Origin of the sequence: Burkholderia sp. BCC1988, assembly GCF_905339895.1 — a bacterium.
In the GTDB taxonomy this organism is placed as follows: Bacteria; Pseudomonadota; Gammaproteobacteria; order Burkholderiales; family Burkholderiaceae; genus Burkholderia.
Window position 1 is genome coordinate 148,787 of the sequence record NZ_CAJPHA010000001.1, and the last position, 21,289, is coordinate 170,075.

Annotated in this window: 17 protein-coding genes; 12 read left to right on the top strand and 5 right to left on the bottom strand. The window is 67.8% G+C overall.

The window, feature by feature from the left end:
* Window positions 1-851 precede the first annotated feature (851 nt).
* Window positions 852-1,634: a Crp/Fnr family transcriptional regulator gene (locus U4012_RS00615; protein ID WP_124484962.1), complete on the top strand. Its 783-nt coding sequence runs from the start codon at window positions 852-854 to the stop codon at window positions 1,632-1,634.
* A gap of 32 nt (window positions 1,635-1,666) precedes the next feature.
* Window positions 1,667-3,058 (top strand): undecaprenyl-phosphate glucose phosphotransferase, encoded by a 1,392-nt coding sequence (locus U4012_RS00620; protein WP_321795257.1) that lies wholly within the window; start codon window positions 1,667-1,669, stop codon window positions 3,056-3,058.
* A gap of 73 nt (window positions 3,059-3,131) precedes the next feature.
* Here U4012_RS00620 and U4012_RS00625 read toward each other — a convergent pair whose 3' ends face one another.
* The gene (locus U4012_RS00625; protein WP_185640812.1) at window positions 3,132-3,305 is read right to left on the bottom strand and encodes a hypothetical protein; all 174 of its coding nucleotides are present in this window, start codon (window positions 3,303-3,305) and stop codon (window positions 3,132-3,134) included.
* A gap of 342 nt (window positions 3,306-3,647) precedes the next feature.
* On the opposite strand from U4012_RS00625, the gene U4012_RS00630 reads away from it, so the two are divergent.
* Both U4012_RS00630 and polX read left to right on the top strand, forming a co-directional pair.
* Entirely contained in the window at window positions 3,648-4,040 is a 393-nt protein-coding gene (locus U4012_RS00630; protein ID WP_044842954.1) for a TraR/DksA family transcriptional regulator, read from the top strand.
* Window positions 4,041-4,207: 167 nt separating this feature from the next.
* Window positions 4,208-6,055, top strand: a complete 1,848-nt coding sequence (gene polX / locus U4012_RS00635; protein WP_321795261.1) for a DNA polymerase/3'-5' exonuclease PolX — start codon at window positions 4,208-4,210, stop codon at window positions 6,053-6,055.
* A 33-nt stretch (window positions 6,056-6,088) separates the two neighbouring features.
* Here the strand turns inward: polX and ald are convergent, their stop codons facing one another.
* Window positions 6,089-7,204 (bottom strand): alanine dehydrogenase, encoded by a 1,116-nt coding sequence (ald, locus tag U4012_RS00640; RefSeq protein WP_044842956.1) that lies wholly within the window; start codon window positions 7,202-7,204, stop codon window positions 6,089-6,091.
* A 352-nt stretch (window positions 7,205-7,556) separates the two neighbouring features.
* On the opposite strand from ald, the gene U4012_RS00645 reads away from it, so the two are divergent.
* The 5 genes from U4012_RS00645 to U4012_RS00665 all read left to right on the top strand — a co-directional run bounded on the left by U4012_RS00645 (window position 7,557) and on the right by U4012_RS00665 (window position 14,468).
* Window positions 7,557-7,973 (top strand): DUF3995 domain-containing protein, encoded by a 417-nt coding sequence (locus tag U4012_RS00645; protein ID WP_321795264.1) that lies wholly within the window; start codon window positions 7,557-7,559, stop codon window positions 7,971-7,973.
* A 632-nt stretch (window positions 7,974-8,605) separates the two neighbouring features.
* Window positions 8,606-9,343: a gluconate 2-dehydrogenase subunit 3 family protein gene (locus tag U4012_RS00650; RefSeq protein ID WP_321795266.1), complete on the top strand. Its 738-nt coding sequence runs from the start codon at window positions 8,606-8,608 to the stop codon at window positions 9,341-9,343.
* The gene (locus U4012_RS00655; protein WP_321795268.1) at window positions 9,343-11,121 is read left to right on the top strand and encodes a GMC family oxidoreductase; all 1,779 of its coding nucleotides are present in this window, start codon (window positions 9,343-9,345) and stop codon (window positions 11,119-11,121) included. Before U4012_RS00650 ends, U4012_RS00655 begins: the two co-directional genes overlap by 1 nt.
* A complete protein-coding gene (locus U4012_RS00660) occupies window positions 11,118-12,545 on the top strand; it encodes a cytochrome c (RefSeq protein WP_321795270.1) in 1,428 nt (475 codons plus the stop codon). Before U4012_RS00655 ends, U4012_RS00660 begins: the two co-directional genes overlap by 4 nt.
* Before the next feature lie 207 nt (window positions 12,546-12,752).
* Window positions 12,753-14,468: a cation:proton antiporter gene (locus U4012_RS00665; protein WP_124665817.1), complete on the top strand. Its 1,716-nt coding sequence runs from the start codon at window positions 12,753-12,755 to the stop codon at window positions 14,466-14,468.
* Between the two features lie 207 nt (window positions 14,469-14,675).
* Here U4012_RS00665 and U4012_RS00670 read toward each other — a convergent pair whose 3' ends face one another.
* The gene (locus tag U4012_RS00670; RefSeq protein WP_321795275.1) at window positions 14,676-16,568 is read right to left on the bottom strand and encodes a penicillin-binding protein 2; all 1,893 of its coding nucleotides are present in this window, start codon (window positions 16,566-16,568) and stop codon (window positions 14,676-14,678) included.
* 387 nt (window positions 16,569-16,955) lie between these two features.
* The gene (locus tag U4012_RS00675) at window positions 16,956-17,303 is read right to left on the bottom strand and encodes a DUF3564 family protein (RefSeq protein WP_044842963.1); all 348 of its coding nucleotides are present in this window, start codon (window positions 17,301-17,303) and stop codon (window positions 16,956-16,958) included.
* Window positions 17,304-17,945: 642 nt separating this feature from the next.
* Between U4012_RS00675 and U4012_RS00680 the strand changes: the two genes are divergently transcribed.
* Window positions 17,946-19,157 carry an SDR family oxidoreductase gene (locus U4012_RS00680; RefSeq protein WP_321795278.1) on the top strand — a complete coding sequence of 404 codons (1,212 nt, stop codon included), beginning with the start codon at window positions 17,946-17,948 and terminating at the stop codon, window positions 19,155-19,157.
* Between the two features lie 76 nt (window positions 19,158-19,233).
* Here U4012_RS00680 and hpaR read toward each other — a convergent pair whose 3' ends face one another.
* Window positions 19,234-19,674 carry a homoprotocatechuate degradation operon regulator HpaR gene (hpaR, locus tag U4012_RS00685; RefSeq protein ID WP_044842965.1) on the bottom strand — a complete coding sequence of 147 codons (441 nt, stop codon included), beginning with the start codon at window positions 19,672-19,674 and terminating at the stop codon, window positions 19,234-19,236.
* A gap of 153 nt (window positions 19,675-19,827) precedes the next feature.
* Here hpaR and U4012_RS00690 point away from each other — a divergent pair, with 153 nt between their 5' ends.
* On the top strand, window positions 19,828-20,517 hold the full coding sequence (locus U4012_RS00690) for a fumarylacetoacetate hydrolase family protein (RefSeq protein WP_321795281.1): 690 nt from the start codon (window positions 19,828-19,830) through the stop codon (window positions 20,515-20,517).
* Window positions 20,514-21,278 (top strand): fumarylacetoacetate hydrolase family protein, encoded by a 765-nt coding sequence (locus U4012_RS00695; RefSeq protein ID WP_044842967.1) that lies wholly within the window; start codon window positions 20,514-20,516, stop codon window positions 21,276-21,278. The genes U4012_RS00690 and U4012_RS00695 overlap by 4 nt, the downstream gene beginning before the upstream one ends.
* Window positions 21,279-21,289 lie beyond the last annotated feature (11 nt).

A 21,289-nucleotide genomic window follows, 5' to 3' on the forward strand; every position in this document is an offset into this window, starting at 1 on the left:
TTAGCACGCACGTGCGGATTCGTGTTCATAGAAATTCGAATGCCGATGGCGAAAAAGGCTAGCACGCAATTCAATTCGATAAATTGCGCATTACGTCACTTCACAATGTTTGACGATTCGGGGTAAATGAAAAGGTTATAGGTATTTGAAGATCGTCTTCGTATGAATTAATTGCACTGGAGGGTGAATCGCGAATTCGGTGCTGATCGAGAATCAATCCGGCAACGGAGTGCATCGTACAAGAAAATTATCTAGAATGCATTGAACATTATTTGACAATTGAGATTCGCAGGTATGATTTATTAATTGAATCATAGTGTTGCGTGAGATATGTGCGTTTGATTACAGTGTTGTAAATTAATCCGGCGATTCATATTTGAGACAGTTTCAAACGACCATTCGAGCGTGCGGCACGCGACTCTGGCCCGTTTGAGACATCATGGAAACAATTGAAAACCGGCTGTAAGTTATTGAACGATAAGACTCCCGCGCCGCTGCCGGTTCCACTGCCGGCCCCGCGCCCAATGATCAGTCGAATTGCCGGCTGCGTCCGCGACGCAAGCGGGTGTCCGGAAATGAGACGTTTTTTGCGGTTTTCGACCGGCTATTCGGGGGCGCTAAATCGCAAGTCATTTATATATTAAGGATGGAGCGGGTATTGGCACGTAAATCGCTTATCGAAACGGGCGTGTCGAAACGGGACTGCCGATTCGATCCAGCGGCGAGACGCCGTGGGTCGATTGGATCGAGGGTTGTGGGCCGCAACCCGCGTCGCCGTCCGGGCGCGCATCGCGATAACGAATTCCGCTGACGCGGCTGCATGCGGCGCGGACGATAAAAGGGATACAGACATGCTTCATCTTCACTCGAGCTATTCGGCGAATGCCATCCTCGATGCCCTTCCGGAGGACAGCATCCGTGCCATCGCACCGCACCTCGAACTGGTCCGGATCAAGGCCGGCATGCTCGACCGTGTCGGGGAACCGATGCGCCACCTGCATTTCCCGACCACCGCCATGATGTCGGTGCAGCACCTGATGGAGGACGGAGCGATGGTCGAGGTCGCCGTGGTCGGCCGCGAAGGTGTGGTCGGCCTGGCGACGCTCGTCGGCGGCACCGCGGTATCGAATCGCGTCGAAGTCCGGATCGGCGGGATGGCCTACCGCGTGCCGACCTGCGTGATGCGCTCGGAATTCGAACGTTCGCCGGCGACGTATCGGCTGCTGCTGAACTACTGCCAGGCGACGATGGCGCAGATTTCGCGCAGCGCGTTGTGCAACCGGCATCACTCGGTCAGCGAGCAGTTGAGCCGCTGGCTGCTGCTCGCGCATGACCGGATCGACGGCGACGAACTGGCCGTCACGCAGCAGACGATCGCGAACATGCTCGGCGTGCGTCGCGAAGGCGTGACGGAAGCGGCCGGCAACCTGCAGGAAGCCGGGCTGATCCGTCAGCGTCGCGGCCGCATCACCGTGCTCGATCGCGACGGTCTCGAGCGCCAGGCATGCGAGTGCTACGAGCTGATTCGCGCGGACTATCGCCGGCTGCTCGGCACGCGGGCCGGCGCGCGTGCGTTGCCGGTGCGGCCGCGCATGCAGGACCTGCACGGCGGTTTCCCCGCGCACGGTGTGTGACGATGCATGCGATGGCGGGTGGAACGAATGCGATGCGACGCGCCGCGATCGCCGCGGTCGATGTTGCGCTGGTGCTGGCAGGTGCGCTCGCCGCGCAGGCTGCGATGGGGCTCGCGTGGCACGATCTGTCGGACGCGCAGCGCGGCACGGTCGCATTGCTGTGCGTGCTGACCGTCGCGCTGTTGCCGCGCAGCGTGCGCGTGACGCGCGGCGCGGCGTCGCCGCACGACGGCGGTGCCGTGCTGACGCGCACGGTGGTGGCCGTCGTGTGCGTGGGTACGCTGACGGTGGCCGGCACGATGTGGATCATGAACCGCGGCGGCACGGTCACGACGCGCTGGATCGCGCGGACGGTGCTGTCCGGCGACGCGGCACTGCTGCTCGGCAGGCTGGCACTCTGCGCGCTGGCGATGAAGCGTGGCGATCCGCGCGCGCGGCAGCGGCGGGTTGCGGTCGTCGGGGCGACCGCTTACGGACGGGTGGCGATCGAGCGCATGCAGCTCGAACCGGCCGGGCCGTTCGCGGCTGCCTGCGTGTTCGACGACGATGCACCGGCCGCGGCCACGACTGACGGGATCGGCGGCGTGCCGGTGATCGACGACTGGGTCGCGTTGCGGCGCATGATCCGCGGCGGCGAGATCGACGAAGTGTGGCTCACGCTGCCGATGTCGCACGAGTCACGCATCCAGCGCATCGTGCGCGAACTGCGCGACGAGTTCGTCGAGCTGCGGCTATTGCCGGACGTGCGGCAGATGGCGGTCGTCGAGCGATCCGCGACCGATGTGCTCGGCATGCCGGCCATCAACCTCGCGACCACGCCGCGTTCCGCGCCGGAACTGTGGGCAAAGTTCGCGTTCGACCGGCTGTTCGCCGGCGCCGTACTGATTCCGCTGCTGCCGCTGCTCGCGGCGCTGGCGATCGCGGTGAAGCTGTCGTCGCCGGGGCCCGTCTTGTTCAGGCAGCGCCGCAAGGGCGCCGACGGGCGCGAGTTCCATATCCTCAAGTTCAGGACGATGCGCGTGCATCGCGTACAGCCCGGTGTCGTGCGACAGGCCTCGCGCAACGATGCGCGCATCACGCCGGTCGGCGCGTTCCTGCGACGCACGTCGCTCGACGAGTTGCCGCAGTTCTTCAACGTGCTGTTCGGCCAGATGTCGGTGGTCGGCCCGCGTCCGCACGCGATCGAACACGACGACTTCTACCGGCAACTGATCGACTGCTACATGTATCGCTATCGCGTCCGGCCGGGAATCACGGGATGGGCGCAGGTGAACGGCTATCGCGGCGAGACACGCAAGGTCGAGGCGATGGCCGCGCGCGTGAAGTTCGACCTGTTCTACATGCAGAACTGGAGCTTCTGGTTCGACATGAAGATCATCCTGATGACGGTCGTGCGCGGCTTCGTCGGGCGCAACGCGTTTTGATGAAGAGGAGTGCGAAGTATCGAGCGTCGACTCGTGCTTCCGGCCTCGATACGACGCGTCCCGCAACCGCGCTTCAGCTGTGCGCCGGCGGCTGAGCGGCTGCCGGCAACGCAGCGGGCGAGACGGCGGGGCTGGCGTCGGGCGCGGCCTGCGCGCTCGACGGCTGGATGGCGTGCTGGATCGTCGGCACGACCATTGTCGGGAACAGGGCCGCAAGGGCCACCCAGATGACGACGCCGAACAACATGACGTTCTCCCGGAAAGCCGCGGATTCGCCGCGCATGCTCTCAATCTACGACGCAACTTTTTACAGGGGATTGATCGACCTCAACGGGGGCTGCGTCAGACGAATGCTGCCCCGCGAGGTTTTCGCATCAGTCCCCGGTTTCTGATGCGCGATGGGGGCGCTGACGCCGGTCAACACATGCGTGTGCATTGGGTTTATGCTGCGTCGAATGCGTCCCGCACTTCATGTGGCCGGACGCGCATCCGGGCACGACGAGCCGGGCATCCCGGCCCGCCGTGCACCGGCGCGACAACCGCGCGCCGCATGCCTCATTGCGCGGAACCCGGAAAAGGAGGGACGGCGATGGCGCTCGATCGAGAACAACGGCAGACGCTGCAGCGACGGCTGACCGAGAGCGAGCAGGCGTTGCGTGCGGAGATCCGGACGAGCGAGGACCAGCGCGCGTCGGAGTCCTATGCGGAGCTTGCCGGCGCGGCGCCGGACGAGGGCGACGAGGCCAATGCCGATCTGTTCGTCGACATGGATCACGCGCTGATCGGGATGAAGCTGGCCGAGTTGCGCGCGATCGGGCGCGCGCAGCAGCGCATGCGCGACGGCAGCTACGGCGAGTGCATCGATTGCGATGCGCCGGTCGGCTACGAGCGACTGCTCGCGCGCCCGACCGCCGAGCGTTGCACGCATTGCCAGTCGATATACGAGCGGCGCTACGCGACGACACCGCGCGCATCGCTGTGACGTCGGTGCAGGGGCCACGCAAGCAGCGAGCCCCGCGCGGCACGACACGGGCAATCGGCGCAGGATGACCAACGGGCACCCGCCGCCGTCGACATGCGGCGCCGGGCGGGCCGACGCCGGCACGCCGGCGCACGGCGCCATCCACGTGGAAGGGAGCCACGCCGATCATGCCGATCCACAATGCCGAGTGCGCGGCCGTCTTCACCGAAATCGCCGACATGCTCGAGATCCAGGGCGCCAACCCGTTCCGCGTGCGTGCCTACCGCAACGCGGCCCGTACGATCGCCGACTACGGGCGCGACATTCCGGCGATGATCGAGAGCGGCAGCGATCTCGGCCGGATTCCATCGATCGGTGCCGATCTCGCGGCGAAGCTGCGCGAGATCGCCGCGACCGGTACCTGCGAACTGCAGCAAACGCTGCGCCATGCGTTGCCGGGCGCGATCGTCGAACTGCTCGACGTGCCGGGGCTCGGCGCGAAACGCGTCAAGGCGCTGCATGACGCGCTGCACGTCGACTCGCTCGAGCAACTGCGCGTCGAAGCGAAGAGCGGGCACGTGCGCGCGCTGCCGGGTTTCGGCGCGAAGACCGAAGCGCACCTGCTCGACGCGCTCGACGAGCGCCTGAAGCGCGAGCCGCAGCGCTTTCTGCTGCCGGATGCCGCGCAATCGCTGATGCCGTTGCTCGAGCGCTTGCGCAAGGTGGGCGGCGTCGGCGAAGCGGTGCCGGCCGGCAGCTTTCGCCGCTGCCGGGAGACGGTCGGTGATCTCGACATCCTCGTGACCGCACGCGATCCGGCCGCCGTGGCCGACGCGTTCGTCGGCTACGGCGAGGTCGCACGCGTGCTCGCGAACGGCAAGACGCGTTCGAGCGTCGTGCTCGGCAACGGGCTGCAGGTCGACCTGCGCGTCGTCGACGCCGACGCGTTCGGCGCGGCGCTCGTCTACTTCACGGGATCGAAGGCGCACAACATCGCGCTGCGCCGGATCGCGCAGGCCGGCGGGCTGAAGATCAACGAATACGGCGTATTCCGCGGCGACGAGCGGATCGCGGGCGCGACGGAGGCATCCGTCTACGAGGCGATCGGCCTTCACTGGGTGCCGCCCGAGTTGCGCGAGGGCCGCGGCGAAATCGACGCGTCGCGCGTCGGCGCGCTGCCGGCGCTGGTCGAACGCAAGCACGTTCATGGCGATCTGCATGCGCATACCGACGCGTCGGCAGGGCGCGACAGCCTGCGCGCGATAGCGGACGCGGCGCGTGCGCGCGGGCTCGCGTATCTGGCCGTCACCGATCGCATGCCGGAGTCCGGCGGCGGCCGTACCGATGCCGACTGGCTCGTACGGCAGATCGACGAGATCGACCGCCTCAATGCGTCATTCGACGACTTCGTGCTGCTGAAGGGCGTCGAGGCGGGCATTCGCGAGGACGGCAGCCTCGATGTGGCCGACGACGTGCTCGGCCGGCTCGACCTCGTCGTCGGCGCGGTACGTGACCGCTTCGACCTGCCGGGCGACGCGCAGACCGAGCGGCTGCTGCGCGCGATCGATCACCCGTATTTCACGATCCTCGCGCATCCGACCGGCCGGCTGCTCGGCGAACGCGACGCATGCGAACTCGACGTGCCGCGCGTGCTCGCCGCGGCCGCCGCGCGCCACTGCTTCGTCGAACTCGACGGCGACCCGCGGCGGCTCGACCTGCCGGACGTCTGGTGCCGCGAGGCCGCCAAGGCCGGCGTCGCGGTAGCGATCGGCTCGGACGCGCGGTGCGCGGACGATCTGGACAATCTTGGATACGGTATCGGCCAGGCGCGGCGCGGGTGGCTCACGCGACAGGACGTGCTCAACACGCGCACGCTCGCGCAACTGCGGCCGCTGCTGGCGCGCACGATGGGTGCAAGCGGCACAACCTGCACAACCGGCGCCAGCGGCACAAGCGGCACAAGCGGCACAAGCGGCACAAGCGGCACAAGCGGCACAAGCACCGCGGCGAAGCGCGGCCGCCCGAAGGGCGCGTGACGGCGCGCGTGCGCGGTCGCGCGCACGCCAGGATCAGGCCAGCACGTCCTCTGCCGGTACGTACGGCAGCCCGAGCGCCAGCGCGACGGCCTCGTACGTGATGTGGCCGTCGCACACGTTCAGGCCCGCGCGCAGATGCGGGTCGTCGGCCATCGCGCGTTTCCAGCCCTTGTCGGCGAGCGCGAGCGCATGGCCGAGCGTCGCGTTGTTCAGCGCGAACGTCGACGTGCGCGCGACCGCGCCAGGCATGTTCGCGACGCAGTAATGCACGACGCCGTCGACGACGAAGGTCGGCTGCGCATGCGTCGTTGCATGCGAGGTCTCGAAGCAGCCGCCCTGGTCGATCGCGACGTCGACGACGACGGCACCCGTGCGCATCGTCGCGATCATGTCGCGCGTGACGAGCCGCGGCGCCGACGCGCCCGGCACGAGCACCGCGCCGATCACGACGTCGGCGTCGCGCACGGCTTCGTCGATCGTATGCGCGTTCGAGCAGACGGTCGCGATCCGGTTCGCGAAGACCAGATCGAGCTGGCGCAACCGGCCCACGTTCGTGTCGAGCACGGTGACGCGCGCGCCGAGGCCGACCGCCATCTGCAGCGCACCGGTGCCCACCACGCCCGCGCCGAGCACCACGACGTGCGCGGCCGGCACGCCGGGCACGCCGGCCATCAGCACCCCGCGGCCGCCGCGCGGGCTTTCGAGGTGCGTTGCCGCGACCTGGATCGACATGCGCCCCGCGACCTCGCTCATCGGCGCGAGCAGCGGCAGTCCGCCGCCCGGGCCCGTCACGGTTTCGTACGCGATGCAGACCGCGCCGGACTTCACGAGCGCGGCCGCTTGCCCGGGATCGGGCGCGAGATGCAGATACGTATAAAGAATCTGTCCGCGCCGCAGCATCGCGCACTCGGCCGCCTGCGGCTCCTTGACCTTGATGATCATGTCGGCGCGCGCGAAGAGGTCGCGCGGGTCGTCGCACAGTGCGGCGCCGGCGGCCGTGTAGTCGTCGTCGAGCAGACCGATTGCCGTGCCCGCGCCGCGCTGCACGAGCACGCGATGGCCGTGTCGCGTGAGTTCACGTGCGCCGGCCGGCGTGAGGCCGACGCGGTATTCGTGATTCTTGATCTCCTTCGGCACACCGATCAGCATGAGTCGCCTCCATGGGTATTCGTTATGGTTGTCGTGCCCGGGCGCGCCGCGATCGTCCGATCGTGCGTGCCGGCGAACGGCACGTGTGCGACGGTTGCGCATGCACGGTTCGCGTGCCGTACTGGAATAAGAGGGTAGCGGTGCCCGGAGGGAAGTCAAGCGGCGGCCCGATGCGACGGTGCGCGCGCACTGCACCGCAACACGCGGCATGGCGTCTTGCGACCGGACGTCGCACTGCATGCGGCACGCTGTTTGGGTATCGTCTCGTGTGGCGCGGAGCGGGGCCGCGCGCCGGATTCCTTCCGGCTGGATGACGACACGACGACACGATGAGACAAGGAAGCTTACCGACATGACGGGCGCGTATTTCAGCGTGCCGACGCTTTGTGCGATCGCACTCGTTCACGTCTATTGGGCGTTCGGCGGACGGCTCGGCAAGCGTGCGGCCATTCCGGAGCAGGACGGCGTACCGCTGCTGCGGCCGACCGTGCCCGGCACGCTCGCCGTCGCGGCGGCGTTGCTGGCCGGCGCGAGCGCGGTCGCGTCGCGCGCGGGCTGGCTGTGGCCGAACCTGTATCCCGGCGCGATCGCGTTCGCGATCGTTGCGCTCGCACTGATCTTCGCGGTGCGCGCGGTCGGTGATTTCCGCTACGTCGGCTTCTTCAAGCGGGTTCGCGGGTCGCGTTTCGCGCGCATGGACAGCCTCTGTTACTCGCCGCTGTGCGCGGCGCTTTCGTTGTCGATCGCATCGATGCTGTGGCCGTGGTGAGCACCGCGTCGAGCGGGACGGCCGTTTTGCCGAGAGTGAGGCGGTAACGCGCGTCGCAGGCGCCGCATCGGAAAGCGCCGAGCGGCGCGGGCAGGGCAACCCCAGAAAAACCACGCCGATCGGGCGACATCCGCGCGTGTGTCCGGCCGACCGACGCCGCGGCCGCGCCACGGCTCTTGCGTATTCCGGAAAACGATTTCCTCATTATTGCGGTTTTCGATGCAATGAATTGCGTTGAACCCTTTGGAAATGGAACCGGTTCCATTTATAATTCGCGGCGTTTGTCGCCGGGCCCGAATTGAGGGTCGTGCACGTTGCGCTTGCCGTCGGCCGGCGCGGCATCTAAGTTGAATAGGCCATGGCGATGAGGGGCAGATGCGGGCGGCAAGCCCGTATTTGTCCGACGATAAGACCCGCGAAGAGGTCGACCCCGCGTGGCTGCCGGAACCGGCGCGCCGCGCGGGCTGCATGACGGGCGCCACCGCGCAGTGCGCGGCCGGCGCCTGCATCGAGCTTGCTCGCAACATCGCAAGAAAGGACGGCCGGCCGCGCGCGGCATGGCTACCGTGTCGGGCATGCCGCATCCGGAATGCGGTTCCCGAATCACGCTCCCCAACGATCAACATCCGACCATGTCCACGCCACCCGACAAACCCAACTCGCGTCGCCGCTTCCTGCGCACGTCGGTCGCGCTCGTGCCGATCGCGTCGGTCGCCGGTTGCGACCTGCGCTCGTCGTCGTCCTCGACCACGGCCGGCAATGCCTCCACCGCGTCGGCCGGCGCTGAACGCGCGCCGTACAAGCCGACCTTCTTCGATGCGAAGGAGTGGGCGTTCGTCCAGGCCGCCGTCGACCGGCTGATCCCGGCCGATGCCGAAGGCCCTGGCGCGCTCGAATCCGGCGTACCCGAATTCATCGACCGCCAGATGGAAACCCCGTACGCGCACGGCGCGACGTGGTACATGCAGGGGCCGTTCCAGCAGGGCGTGCCCGAGCTCGGCTACCAGCTCAAGCTCGTGCCGCGCGACATCTACCGGCTCGGCATCGCGGCGGTCAACCGCTATTGCGAAAAGGCCCACGGCAAGGCGTTCGCCGACCTCGACGCGCCGACCCGCGACACCGTGCTCGGCGAACTGGAAAAAGGCGGCGCGCAGATCGACGACGTGCCGTCCGCGGTGTTCTTCGGCCTGTTGCTGCAGAACACGCGCGAAGGCTACTTCTGCGATCCGGTGCATGGCGGCAATCACGACATGGCCGCGTGGAAGATGATCGGTTTTCCGGGCGCGCGCGCCGACTTCATGGATTTCGTCAACCAGAACGGCAAGCCCTATCCGTACGGCCCCGTCTCGATCAACGGGGAGCGCACCTGATGGCCGCAGAAAAGAAGCCGCACGTCGATGCGGTGATCGTCGGCTTCGGCTGGACCGGCGCGATTCTCGCGAAGGAACTGACCGAAGCGGGCCTGAACGTCGTCGCGCTCGAGCGTGGCGAGTATCGCGACACCTATCCGGACGGCGCGTATCCGAACACGATCGACGAGCTGACCTACAACGTCCGCAAGAAGCTGTTCCTCGACCTGTCGAAGACGACCGTGTCGATCCGCCACGGCGTGCAGGACACCGCGCTGCCGTACCGGCAGCTCGCCGCGTTCCTGCCGGGCGAGGGCGTCGGCGGCGCGGGGCTGCACTGGTCGGGCGTGCATTTCCGGATCACGCCGGAGGAGCTGCGCCTGCGCAGCCACTACGAAGAGCGCTACGGCAAGAAGTTCATCCCCGAAGGGATGACGATCCAGGACACGGGCGTCACCTACGACGAACTCGAGCCGTATTTCGACTTCGCCGAGAAGGTGTTCGGCACGTCGGGGCAGGCGTACAAGGTCGGCGGCAAGGTGGTCGGCGACGGCAACGTGTTCGAGGCGAACCGCAGCGACAACTTCCCGCTGCCCGCGCAGCTCAATACGTATTCGGCGCAGCGCTTCTCCGACGCCGCGAAGTCGCTCGGGCTGCATCCGTACCGGCTGCCGTCGGCGAACACGTCGGGTCCGTACACGAACCCGTACGGCGTGCAGATGGGGCCGTGCAACTTCTGCGGCTACTGCAGCGGCTACGCGTGCTACATGTACTCGAAGGCATCGCCGAACCTGAACATCCTCCCGGCGCTGAAGCAGGTGCCGAACTTCGAGCTGCGCTCGAAGTGCCACGTGCTGCGCGTGGACCTCGACGACACGAAGAAGCGCGCGACGGGCGTCACCTACGTCGACCCGGCCGGCCGTGAAGTGCACCAGCCGGCCGATCTCGTGATCGTCGCCGCGTTCCAGTATCACAACGTGCATCTGCTGCTGCTGTCGGGCATCGGCAAGCCGTACGACCCGATCTCGGGCGAAGGCGTGGTGGGCCGCAATTTCGCGTACCAGAACCTGTCGACGATCAAGGCGTTCTTCGACAAGGACACCTACACGAACCCGTTCATCGGCGCGGGCGGCAACGGCGTCGCGGTGGACGACTTCAACGCGGACAACTTCGACCACGGCCCGCTCGGCTTCGTCGGCGGCTCGCCGCTGTGGGTGAACCAGGCCGGCGTGAAGCCGATCAGCGGCATCGCGACGCCGCCCGGCACGCCGCAGTGGGGCTCGGCGTGGAAGAAGGCCGTGAAGGACAACTACGCGCACACGATCTCGATGGACGCGCACGGCACGAACATGTCGTACCGCGACGTGTATCTCGACCTCGATCCGACCTATCGCGATTCGTACGGCCAGCCGCTGCTGCGGATGACGTTCGACTGGAAGGACAACGACATCAAGATGGCGCAATACGTGACCGGGCAGATGAAGAAGATCGCGGAGGCGATGGGGCCGAAGGCGATCGGCGTGTCGACGCGCGAGTTCGGCAAGCACTTCGATTCGCGCGCGTACCAGACGACCCACCTGGTCGGCGGCGCGATCATGGGCACCGACCCGAAGACGAGCGTGCTGAACCGCTACCTGCAGTGCTGGGACGTGCACAACGTGTTCGTGATGGGCGCGTCGGCGCTGCCGCAGGGCATCGGCTACAACCCGACCGGGATCATCGCGGCGCTGGCCTACTGGTCGGCACGTGCGATCCGCGAGCAATACCTGAAAAATCCCGCCCCGCTGGTGACCGTATGAAGAGGACAGTGAACCACCACAACGCCGCGCGCCGGATTTCCCCGCTGCGGCGCTCACTGGCGATCGGCACGGCCTGGGCGGCGTTCGGTCTCGCGGGCGGCGCCGCGTTCGCGCAGCCGGCATCCGCGCCCGTCGCGGCTTCGGGCCCGGCCGCCGCACCGGTTGCGCAGTCTGCCGACGCGAACCTCGTCAAGCGCGGCGAATATCTGGCCCGCGCGGGCGACTGCATCGCGTGCCACACCGCGAGCGGCGGCAAGCCGTTCGCGGGCGGGCTGAAGTTCGACACGCCGATCGGCGGCATCTACTCGACGAACATCACGCCGGACCCGAAGACGGGCCTCGGCGGCTGGACGTATGAGGACTTCACCCGCGCGGTGCGCGAGGGCGTGCGCAAGAACGGCGACACGATGTATCCGGCGATGCCGTTCCCGTCGTATTCGCGGCTGACCGACGACGACATGAAGGCGCTGTACGCGTACTTCATGCACGGCGTCGCGCCGGTCGAGCACGAGAACCGCAAGGTGGACATCGTGTGGCCGCTGTCGATGCGCTGGCCGCTGACGTTCTGGCGCAAGATGTTCGCGCCGACGCCGAAGCCGTTCGATGCGGCGCCGTACACCGATCCGGTGGTCGCGCGCGGCGCGTATCTCGTGCAGGGACTCGGCCATTGCGGCGCGTGCCACACGCCGCGCGCGGCGACGATGCAGGAACGCGCGCTGACCGACGCGGGCGGCCTCGACTTCCTGGCCGGCGGCGCGGCGATCGACGGCTGGGTGCCGACGAGCCTGCGCGGCGAGCCGCGCACCGGGTTCGGCACGTGGAACGAAACCGAGATCGTGCAGTTCCTGAAGACCGGCCGCACGCTGCGCACGGCCGCGTTCGGCGGGATGACGGACGTGGTCGGCCACAGCATGCAGCACATGAGCGACGACGATCTCACGGCGATCGCACGCTACCTGAAGACGCTGCCGCCAAAGGTGCAGGGCGAGACACCGTACGCGTACGACGCGACGGCCGCGCACGCGCTGCAGACCGGTGACGCGAGCAAGCCGGGCGCGGCGGTCTATCGCGACAACTGCATGGCCTGCCACCGCAGCGACGGCCACGGCTACGCGCGGGTGTTCCCGGCGCTCGCCGGCAACCCGGTTCTGCAGGGCGACGATCCGACTTCGGTGATCCACGTCGTGCTGTCGGGCAGCGCGCTGAAGGGCACGCACACCGCGCCGTCGACCTTCACGATGCCGCCGTTCGGCTGGCGCCTGTCGGACCAGGAAGTCGCTGACGTGTCGAACTTCGTGCGCACGAGCTGGGGCAATACGGGGACGGCGATCACGGCCGCGCAGGTCGCCAAGGTGCGCAAGAGCGTGCCGTCGACGCGGCCCGAGCCGCCGCCGGGCGCGCGGTTCCCGCAGGCGTCGCGCTGACGCACGCGGCGGGGTATCCGGCCCCGCCCGATCGATCCGCCTCGCGGCGCCCACCGGCCCGGGGCGCGTTCCGCCCGCCCGGGGTTGTACCCCGCAATGGCGCGCCGACGCGTGAATTTTTCGCCGTGGCGCGCCAATTTTTCGCCTCATCCCTTATCCTTCCATTCTTGAACCTTACTAAATCGTTACAAGAACTCGGGAGGGGGGATGCCTCATGACATCAGCCTGATTGCGTTGCTCGCGGCCGGTTTCGGTCTCGCGATGATCTTCGGTTACCTCGCGTCGCTGCTGAAAATGCCGCCGCTCGTCGGCTATCTGCTCGCCGGGATCGTGATCGGCCCCGGCACGCCCGGTTTCGTCGGCGACCTGTCGCTCGCGCAGCAGCTCGCGGAAGTCGGCGTGATGCTGCTGATGTTCGGCGTCGGCCTCCATTTTTCGCTCGGCGACCTGCTCGCGGTGCGCAAGATCGCGCTGCCGGGGGCCGTCGTCCAGATTACCGTCGCGACGCTGCTCGGCGGCGGGCTCGCGCTCACCTGGGGCTGGAGCCTCGGCGCGGCGCTCGTGTTCGGGCTAGCGCTGTCGGTCGCGAGCACGGTCGTGCTGTTGCGGGCGCTCGAGGGGCGCGGGCTCGTCGAGACCGTGAACGGACGCATCGCGGTCGGCTGGCTCGTCGTCGAGGATCTCGTGATGGTGCTCGTGCTCGTGCTGCTGCCGCCCGTCGCGGGGCTGCTCGGCGGCACGCCGCCCGGCGACGCGCACGCGGCCGGCGGCAGCGTGTGGGGCACGCTCGGCGTCACGATGCTGAAGGTCGCCGCGTTCATCGCGCTGATGCTCGTGGTCGGCAAGCGCGTGTTCCCACGCATCCTGTGGCTCGTCGCCCGTACCGGTTCGCGCGAACTGTTCACGCTGTGCATGATCGCCGCGGCGGTCGGCATCGCGTTCGGCGCGGCAAAGCTGTTCGACGTGTCGTTCGCGCTCGGCGCGTTCTTCGCCGGGATGATGATGCGCGAGTCGGAGTTCAGCCGGCGTGCGGCCGACGAGACGCTGCCGCTGCGCGACGCGTTCTCGGTGTTGTTCTTCATTTCGGTCGGGATGCTGTTCGACCCGAAGGTGCTGCTCGCCGAGCCGCTGCATGTGATCGAGGTCGCGGCGATCGTGCTGATCGGCAAGACGCTCGCGGCGGTCGCGCTCGTGATCGCGTTCCGCTATCCGCTGAACACCGCGCTGACGGTCGGGGCCGGTCTCGCCCAGATCGGCGAGTTCTCGTTCATCCTCGCGGGGCTCGGACGTGCGCTCGGGCTGTTGTCGGCCGAGGGGCAAAGCCTGATTCTCGCGGTCGCGCTGATCTCGATCGCGATGAACACGCTGCTGTTCGCGATGATCGATCCGGCGCTCGCATGGATCCGCAAGCATTCGGCGTTCGCGCGCAAGCTCGAGGCACGCGACGATCCGCTCGCCGCGCTGCCGATGTCGACGCCGCAGACGCACCTGACCGGCCAGGTCGTGATCGTCGGCTACGGCAAGGTCGGCACGCGGATCGCGCATGCGCTGGACGAGCGCGGGATCGCCTATGTCGTCGTCGAGCAGAATCGCGAGCTCGTCGAGAAGCTGCGCGCGGACGGCGTCGCGGCCGTGTCGGGCGACGCGATCGAGCCGATCGTGCTCGTGCAGGCGCATATCGCGCGCGCCGGGATGCTGGTCGTCACGCTGCCGGACGTATTCGACGTGCGGCAGATCGTCGAGATCTCGCGCACGCTCAATCCGGCGCTGGAGGTCGTGCTGTGCACGAACAGCAGCGACGAGGCCGACCTGCTGTCGAGCGAGGGCATCGGCATCGTGTTCATGGGGGAGAGCGAACTCGCGCGCGGGATGACCGAGCACGTGCTCGGCAGGATGGCGAAGCCGGTGGCGGCCGCGCATTGATGGTTAGCGGCTGGGATCGCTCGGATCGCTAGGATCGCCGCGACTGCTGCGCGGACTGCGCGGATCGCCGGGATTACAAGATTGCGCCGGCCTCTCGGAACGGCGCGTGCAGCGGGTTCTACGTAGCGAATAGCCGATCTCGATTTGTCAGCCGACCTGTTCGCCACCGCGCCGTGCCCCGGCGACCTCATCAACGCCCAGGCGGCTTCAGCCGGCCGCCTTCGTCTCTCCGGCCGCGCCGGCTTGCGCGGCCGTTTTCACAGGCGCGGCCGCCTTCCCGGTGGCCACCGTTTGCGCTTGCCGCTCGGCCTTCGGCGCCGCGACCGTCTTTTGCGGCGCGGCAGCCTTGAGCGGCGCATTCGGTGTCGGCTCGACCGGCGCGTCCGGCGGCACGCCGAGCAGCTGCAGCGAGCCGCTCGTGACCGACGAGAACACCGGGCCGGCCACCGTGCCGCCGTAATAACCCTTGCCGCGCGGCTCGTCGATCATCACCGCGACGATCAGGCGGGGGTTGCTCATCGGCGCCATCCCCGCGAACAGGGCGCGGTACTTGCCCTTCGCATAGGTTGCGCCGACCTGCTTGCGCGCCGTGCCCGTCTTGCCGCCGATCCGGTAGCCGTCGACGCGCGCGCGGCGCCCCGTGCCGCCTTCGCCGACGGCCGACTCGAGCATCGAACGGATCGCCGCCGCGGTCTGCGGCGACGTCACGCGATGGCCGCGATGGGCCTCGACCGTCTGCGGGTCTGAACCGTTCCTCAGCAGCGACACCGGGTGCAGCGTGCCGTCGCCCGCATAGGCGGTGTAGGTCTGTGCGATCTGCAGCAGCGACATCGACAGCCCGTAGCCGTACGCCATCGTCGCCTGCTCGATCGGCCGCCAGCGCTTGTAGCCGCGCAGGCGGCCCGACGCGACGCCCGGGAACGTCAGTTCCGGCGCGCGGCCGATCCCGTATTCCTGGTACTTGTTCCAGATCGTTTCGGCGGGCAGGTTCAGCGCCAGCTTCGCGAGCGCGACGTTGCTCGACTTCTGCAGCGCCTGCGAGACGGTCAGCGAGCCGTGGTTCGACGTGTCGTGGATCACGGCCGGGCCGATCTTGTAGGTGCCCGGCGACGTGTTGATGATCGTGTTCGGCGTGACCTTGCGCTCGTCGATCGACAGCGCGACGACGAGCGGCTTGATCGTCGAGCCCGGCTCGAACGTGTCGATCACCGCGCGGTTGCGCAGCTGCTGGCCCGTGAGACGTGCACGGTCGTTCGGGTCGAAGGTCGGATAGTTCGCGAGCGCGAGGATTTCGCCGTTCTGCGCGTCGAGCACGACGACGCTGCCGGCCACCGCGTTGTTCTCGAGCACCGCGGCCTTGAGCTGGCTGAACGCGAGTTGCTGGATCCGCCGGTCGATCGTCAGTTCGATCGTCGCGCCGTGCTGCGCGGGCACGAGCGGGCGCGTGTCGGACACGATGCGGCCGAGCCGGTCGCGGATCACCTCGCGCTGCCCGGACGTACCCGACAGCCGCCCGTTCGCCGCGAGCTCGACGCCTTCCTGGCCCTTGTCCTCGACGTTGGTGAAGCCGACCACGTGCGCGGCCGATTCGCCCTCCGGATAGAAGCGCTTCGAATCGGCGATCTGCGTGATGCCGTCGATCTCGAGCTTGCCGAGTCGGCTTGCGGTCTCGGCGTCGATCTGCCGCTTGAGCAGTACGAACGTACGGTCGTTGCGCAGGCGGCGCTTCACCTCCGCGAGCGGCATGTCGAGCAACTTCGCGATCTGCGGATAGTCGATTTCGGCGACCTGTTTCGGGTTCGCCCAGATTTCATAGGTCGACAGGCTGACCGCGAGCATCGCGCCGTTGCGGTCGACGATGCGCCCGCGCATCGCGTCGAGCTCGATCGTGCGCTGGTAGCGCTTCTGGCCCTCACCGACATAGAAATCCTGGTTCGCGACCTGCACCCAGAACGCGCGTCCGATCAGCGCGGCGAAACCGAGGGACACCATGATCACGACCAGCTTCGAGCGCCACATCGGCAAGCGCGACGCGAGCATCGGGTGCTTGGTCGCGGCGGCGTACGGATCGGCGGGGTGGGTCTTCTTTTTCACGCGCATGCAAGGGCCGGGTCGGGCCGCCGGACGGCGGCAAGTCAATCGGAATAATGTGATTGTAATAAATGAGTAAACGTCGTGTGGGGAAACTGTGCTTCGGCCCCGTAAAAGATGCGCGTCGGCGACCGGGCTTCGGGCGGAAAAGGCGGGATGAAGGCGGGAACGAAGGCAGGAACGGCGGCGCGGGCATTGCCCGATGTCGCCGACGAATCGGAATGGCGCGGCGGGTCGTGACCGCGGACGCGACTCAATCAACCCGGCCCCGATTATTTTCGGGACGGAAAAATAAAAACGCCTCGAAGAGAGGCGCCGTTATTTCTGAATATCGAAATGAATATCACGGAAACCGGAATAAACCCGAAAACCGCAGAGGATTGCCGTCAAAAATACCTATCGCGCGACGGAAATGAATTCGTGGTATTCCGGCTCCGCCGTGGAGCGATCGACCGCCTGCAGGCGCCACGCGCCGTCGGGGTGCTCGCCGGCGAGCACCGCGGGACCTTGTTCGCGCTGCATCGCGCTGAACGACAGGCCCTTCAACTGGCACACGGCATTCCCGCTGTCGGCGGCGCAGAGGGCCATCGCGCCTTCCACGTCCCGAACCTTGCCCCAGGCCGGGAGATCGATGCCCTGGTGTGCCTCGCGCGACCACAGCCGCTCGTCGGTATCGACCCACAACACCGCGTACGAGTGCCGGGTTGCCGATTCGCTGCCATTAATCCGGATAGTGAGGCGCATTGGAACGTCTCCTGGAAAGTAGAAAATGACACATTCGACCGATTTGGTTTGGATAGTCTAGATAGACTGCAGTGAAACGCAAGCGATAATCCTCAATAAATCCGCATTGTGTCTATGGGTGTCTCGGATGAAAGGACGTCTGACGATACGCGCGGATTCCGGCCCCGCGTGCAAACGCAGACGACACCGCGATCCGCATGCCGCGGCCTCGCTCCGGGTCGGCCCGGGATATGCGATGACTAGGCCGGGGCGCGTCGATGTGTCGCGCCGAAGCGCTGGCCCGCAGCACGCCCACGAACCTCCGTCGAAAGCTGGCTCGACCCGGCGTTTCACCGAGTTGACGACCCGGCCGGCACGACACACCCCGACATTCGTGCACAAATCCACACACTTTCACGAAACTTTCAGGACAGACTTCCGGGCGATCCGGCCCCACACTTGGATTTTCCCGATCCTGGGCCGCGGACGGCCCGTCCGTGGCAAGCCGCCACCTCGTGTCCGAGACGCGATCGACGCGATCGCGGGCCGCAGCCGGTCGGGACTGCCGGGGCGAGCGTCGGCCCCGGCCCGGCCGACCGCCGTGCGCAGCGCCGCGATCCGGGGCTGCCGCGCCGTCCGGCCGATTCTTCGAAGGAGACTATCGTGCTGATCTGGAAAACCGCGTTGTCGCTCAACTGGCGCACGAGCCTCGTGTCGCCGGCCAGCGCGCCGGTCGCGGCGGCCAACGTCGGGCGGCTGGTGCTCACCGGCGCCACCGGCTTCATCGGCAGTACCGTGCTGACGGCGCTCGTCAACGCAGGCTTGCTCGAGCGCATCGTGTGTGTCGTGCGCGCCGGGAATCGCGGCCACGCGGTCGCGCGTTTGCGTGAAGCGGCGCTGCGCGCAGGGCTCGCGCCGTACTGGGCATCGCGTCTCGGCGACGCGAACGTGGTCGTCGGTACACTCGGCGACGTGTGGCAGGGCGCCGACGCGCCGCGTCTCGCCGGCGCGACGCACGTGATTCACTGCGCGGGCCACGCGTCGCCGGCCGACGGTACGCATCTGCAGGCTGACCTCGCCGATTCGCTGCGCTTTGCCGAGCGGTTCGCGCACGCACCGCAACTGCAGCGTTTCGTGTACGTCGGCACCGCTTACGCGCATGCGGGCCGCGGCGGGATCGTTTACGAGGAAATGGCGGGTGCGGCGGCGAGCGACGCGGCGCAGGCCGGCGACGGGCTGCACGGCGCGGTGCTCGCGGCCGGCTACCTGCAGGCGAAGGCGGAAACGGAGCAGCGCCTGCGCGCGCTCGGGCTGCCGCTCGTCGTCGTGCGTCCGTCGCACGTCGTCGGTCACACGGTGCTCGGCACGCGGCCCGCGCCGAATTCGTTCTGGATGTTCCGCGTCGCGCACGCGGCGCGCCGCTTCACGGCACGGCCGATGACGCGCATCGACATCGTGTCGGTCGACGACGTCGCACGCGCGACGATGCTGCTGGCCGTGAAGCCGACGCTGATGCACGACGTGTACCACGTGTCGGCCGGCGACGAGGCGCCGCAGGTCGCGCAGATCGTACGCGCGATGGACGAGGCGGCCGGCATGACGGGCGCGCCGCGTTACGCCGCGTGCGCGCCGGCCGACCTGCCGCTCGTGGTGCGCGACGTGCTCGGGCGGTCCGATCCGGCGCTCGAGCGCGTGATCGGCCGGGCGTTGCAGCGTGGCGCGGAGTTCGCGACGGTCGATCGCGTGTTCGACAACCGCCGCGTGCGCGACGAAATCGATTTCGAGCCGCTGCCGTTCATCGATTACGTCGAGGAATGCATGCGCACGTCCCGCGGCGTCGCGGTGACCCAACTGATGCGCGGGGCGCTGCACTGACGGCCCGCGCGATCAGCGGCTTGCCGGTTCCCGGGTTCGCCCGCCGCCGCTCGCCGAGGCCCGGCCGCGGCAGGCTCTACGATGCGTTGCCGAGTTCGATCAGCCGGTCGAGCGCGCGGTAGATGTCGTCCAGGCCGTCCTGGCCGAAACGCGCTTCGAGCTGGCGATACTGCTCGTCGATGCGCGGGCCGATTTCGGTCACCAGCTTCCTGCTTTGCGGCGTCAGGCTCACCAGCAGCCGGCGCTGATCTTCCTGCGCGCGCGTGCGCGTAATCAGGCCGTCGCGCTCCATCCGTTCCAGCACGCCGGTGAGGCTCGGGCTGAGGATGCAGCAGCGGCGCGCGATCTGTCCCGCTTCGAGCGCATTCGCCGGCTCGCCGTCGAGCACGCGGATGATCCGCCATTGCTGTTCGGTCAGCGCGAATTCCTTGAGAATGGGGCGGAACAGGCCCATCAGCGTTTCGCGGGCCTCGAGCAGCAGCATGGCCAGGTTGCGATGGTCGAGCGTACGGTTCATCGGGGGTGGGGAATGGACGGGGACGCATCAATCTTAACAGCCGACGGTGCTGAATTTCATGTATCAGGGTAATCGCGGTTGCCAGCGTCCGATTGTTTACTTAAGATGTTAACTATTGACGATGCGCCGCGACGCGCGGCAGGGGAATGACGCATGGAGCTGTCTTGCAGGACCGCCGCGGCGCCGCCGCTGCCGGTCGCCATCGGTACCGTCTACGGTGCGCTGCTCAACGAGCGCGCCGCACTCGGCGCGCTCGGCGATGCCGTGCACGCACCGCCTTACGGCCGTCCGCCGCAGGCGCCGATCCTTTACATCAAACCGGCCAACACGCATGCGGCCGATGGCGCGGCCGTCGTGGTGCCCGCGGGCGTCGATGCGCTGGAGATCGGCGCGTCGCTGGCCGTCGTGTTCTCGCGGCGCGCGACGCGCGTGCCGGCCGCGCAGGCGCTCGATTACGTGCACGGCTTCACGCTCGCGAGCGACGTGTCGATTCCGCATCCCGATTACTACCGTCCGGCCGTGCGCTTCAAGTGTCGCGACGGCTTCTGCCCGCTGGGCCCGGCGATCGTGCCGGCGGCCGCGCTCGGCGATGTCGACGCGATCGGCCTGACCGTGCGGATCGACGGCGATGCCGTGGTGTCCGCGTCGACCGCCACGCTGATCCGCCCGGTGCGGGAACTGATCGCCGACGTGACGGCGTTCATGTCGTTCGACACGGGCGACGTGCTGCTGCTCGGCGTCGCGGGTGGCGCACCGCGTGCCCGCGCGGGCAGCACGATCGAGATTGCCGCCGCCGGCATCGGCACGTTGCGGCATACGCTGATTGCGGAGGAAGCACGATGAAGACGGCGCGCGTGATCTACAACGGCGCACTGCATGCGGCCGAACCGGCCGGCGACGGCGCGATCCGCCTCGACACGGGCCGCGTGGTCGCCGAGGACGTGGTGACGTGGCTGCCGCCCGTCGCGCCGCGCACGACGTTCGCGCTCGGCCTCAACTACGCGGACCACGCGAAGGAACTCGCGTTCAACGCGCCGAGCGAGCCGCTGATCTTCCTGAAGGGGCCGAACACGTTCATCGGTCACCGCTCGCGCACCGTGCGCCCGGCGGACGCGACGCACATGCACTACGAGTGCGAACTGGCCGTCGTGATCGGCCGCCCGGCGCGCAACGTGAGCCGCGCGCAGGCGCTCGACCACGTCGCCGGCTACACGGTCGCGAACGACTACGCGATCCGCGATTACCTCGAAAACTACTACCGCCCGAACCTGCGCGTGAAGAACCGCGACACCTGCACGCCGCTCGGGCCGTGGTTCGTCAGCCGCGACGAGATCGGCGACGCGGGCGACCTGACGCTGCGCACGACGGTGAACGGCCGGGAGACGCAGCGCGGCAGCACGCGCGACATGATCTTCGACGTGCCCGCGCTGATCGAGCACATCAGCAGTTTCATGACGCTCTCGCCGGGCGACCTGATCCTGACCGGCACGCCGGAAGGGCTGGCCGACACGCAGCCGGGCGACGAGGTCGTGACCGAAATCGAAGGAATCGGCCGGCTCGTGAACACGATCGTCGGCGAAGCAGACTACTATCGCGCCGGCTGAGCCCGTCGCCC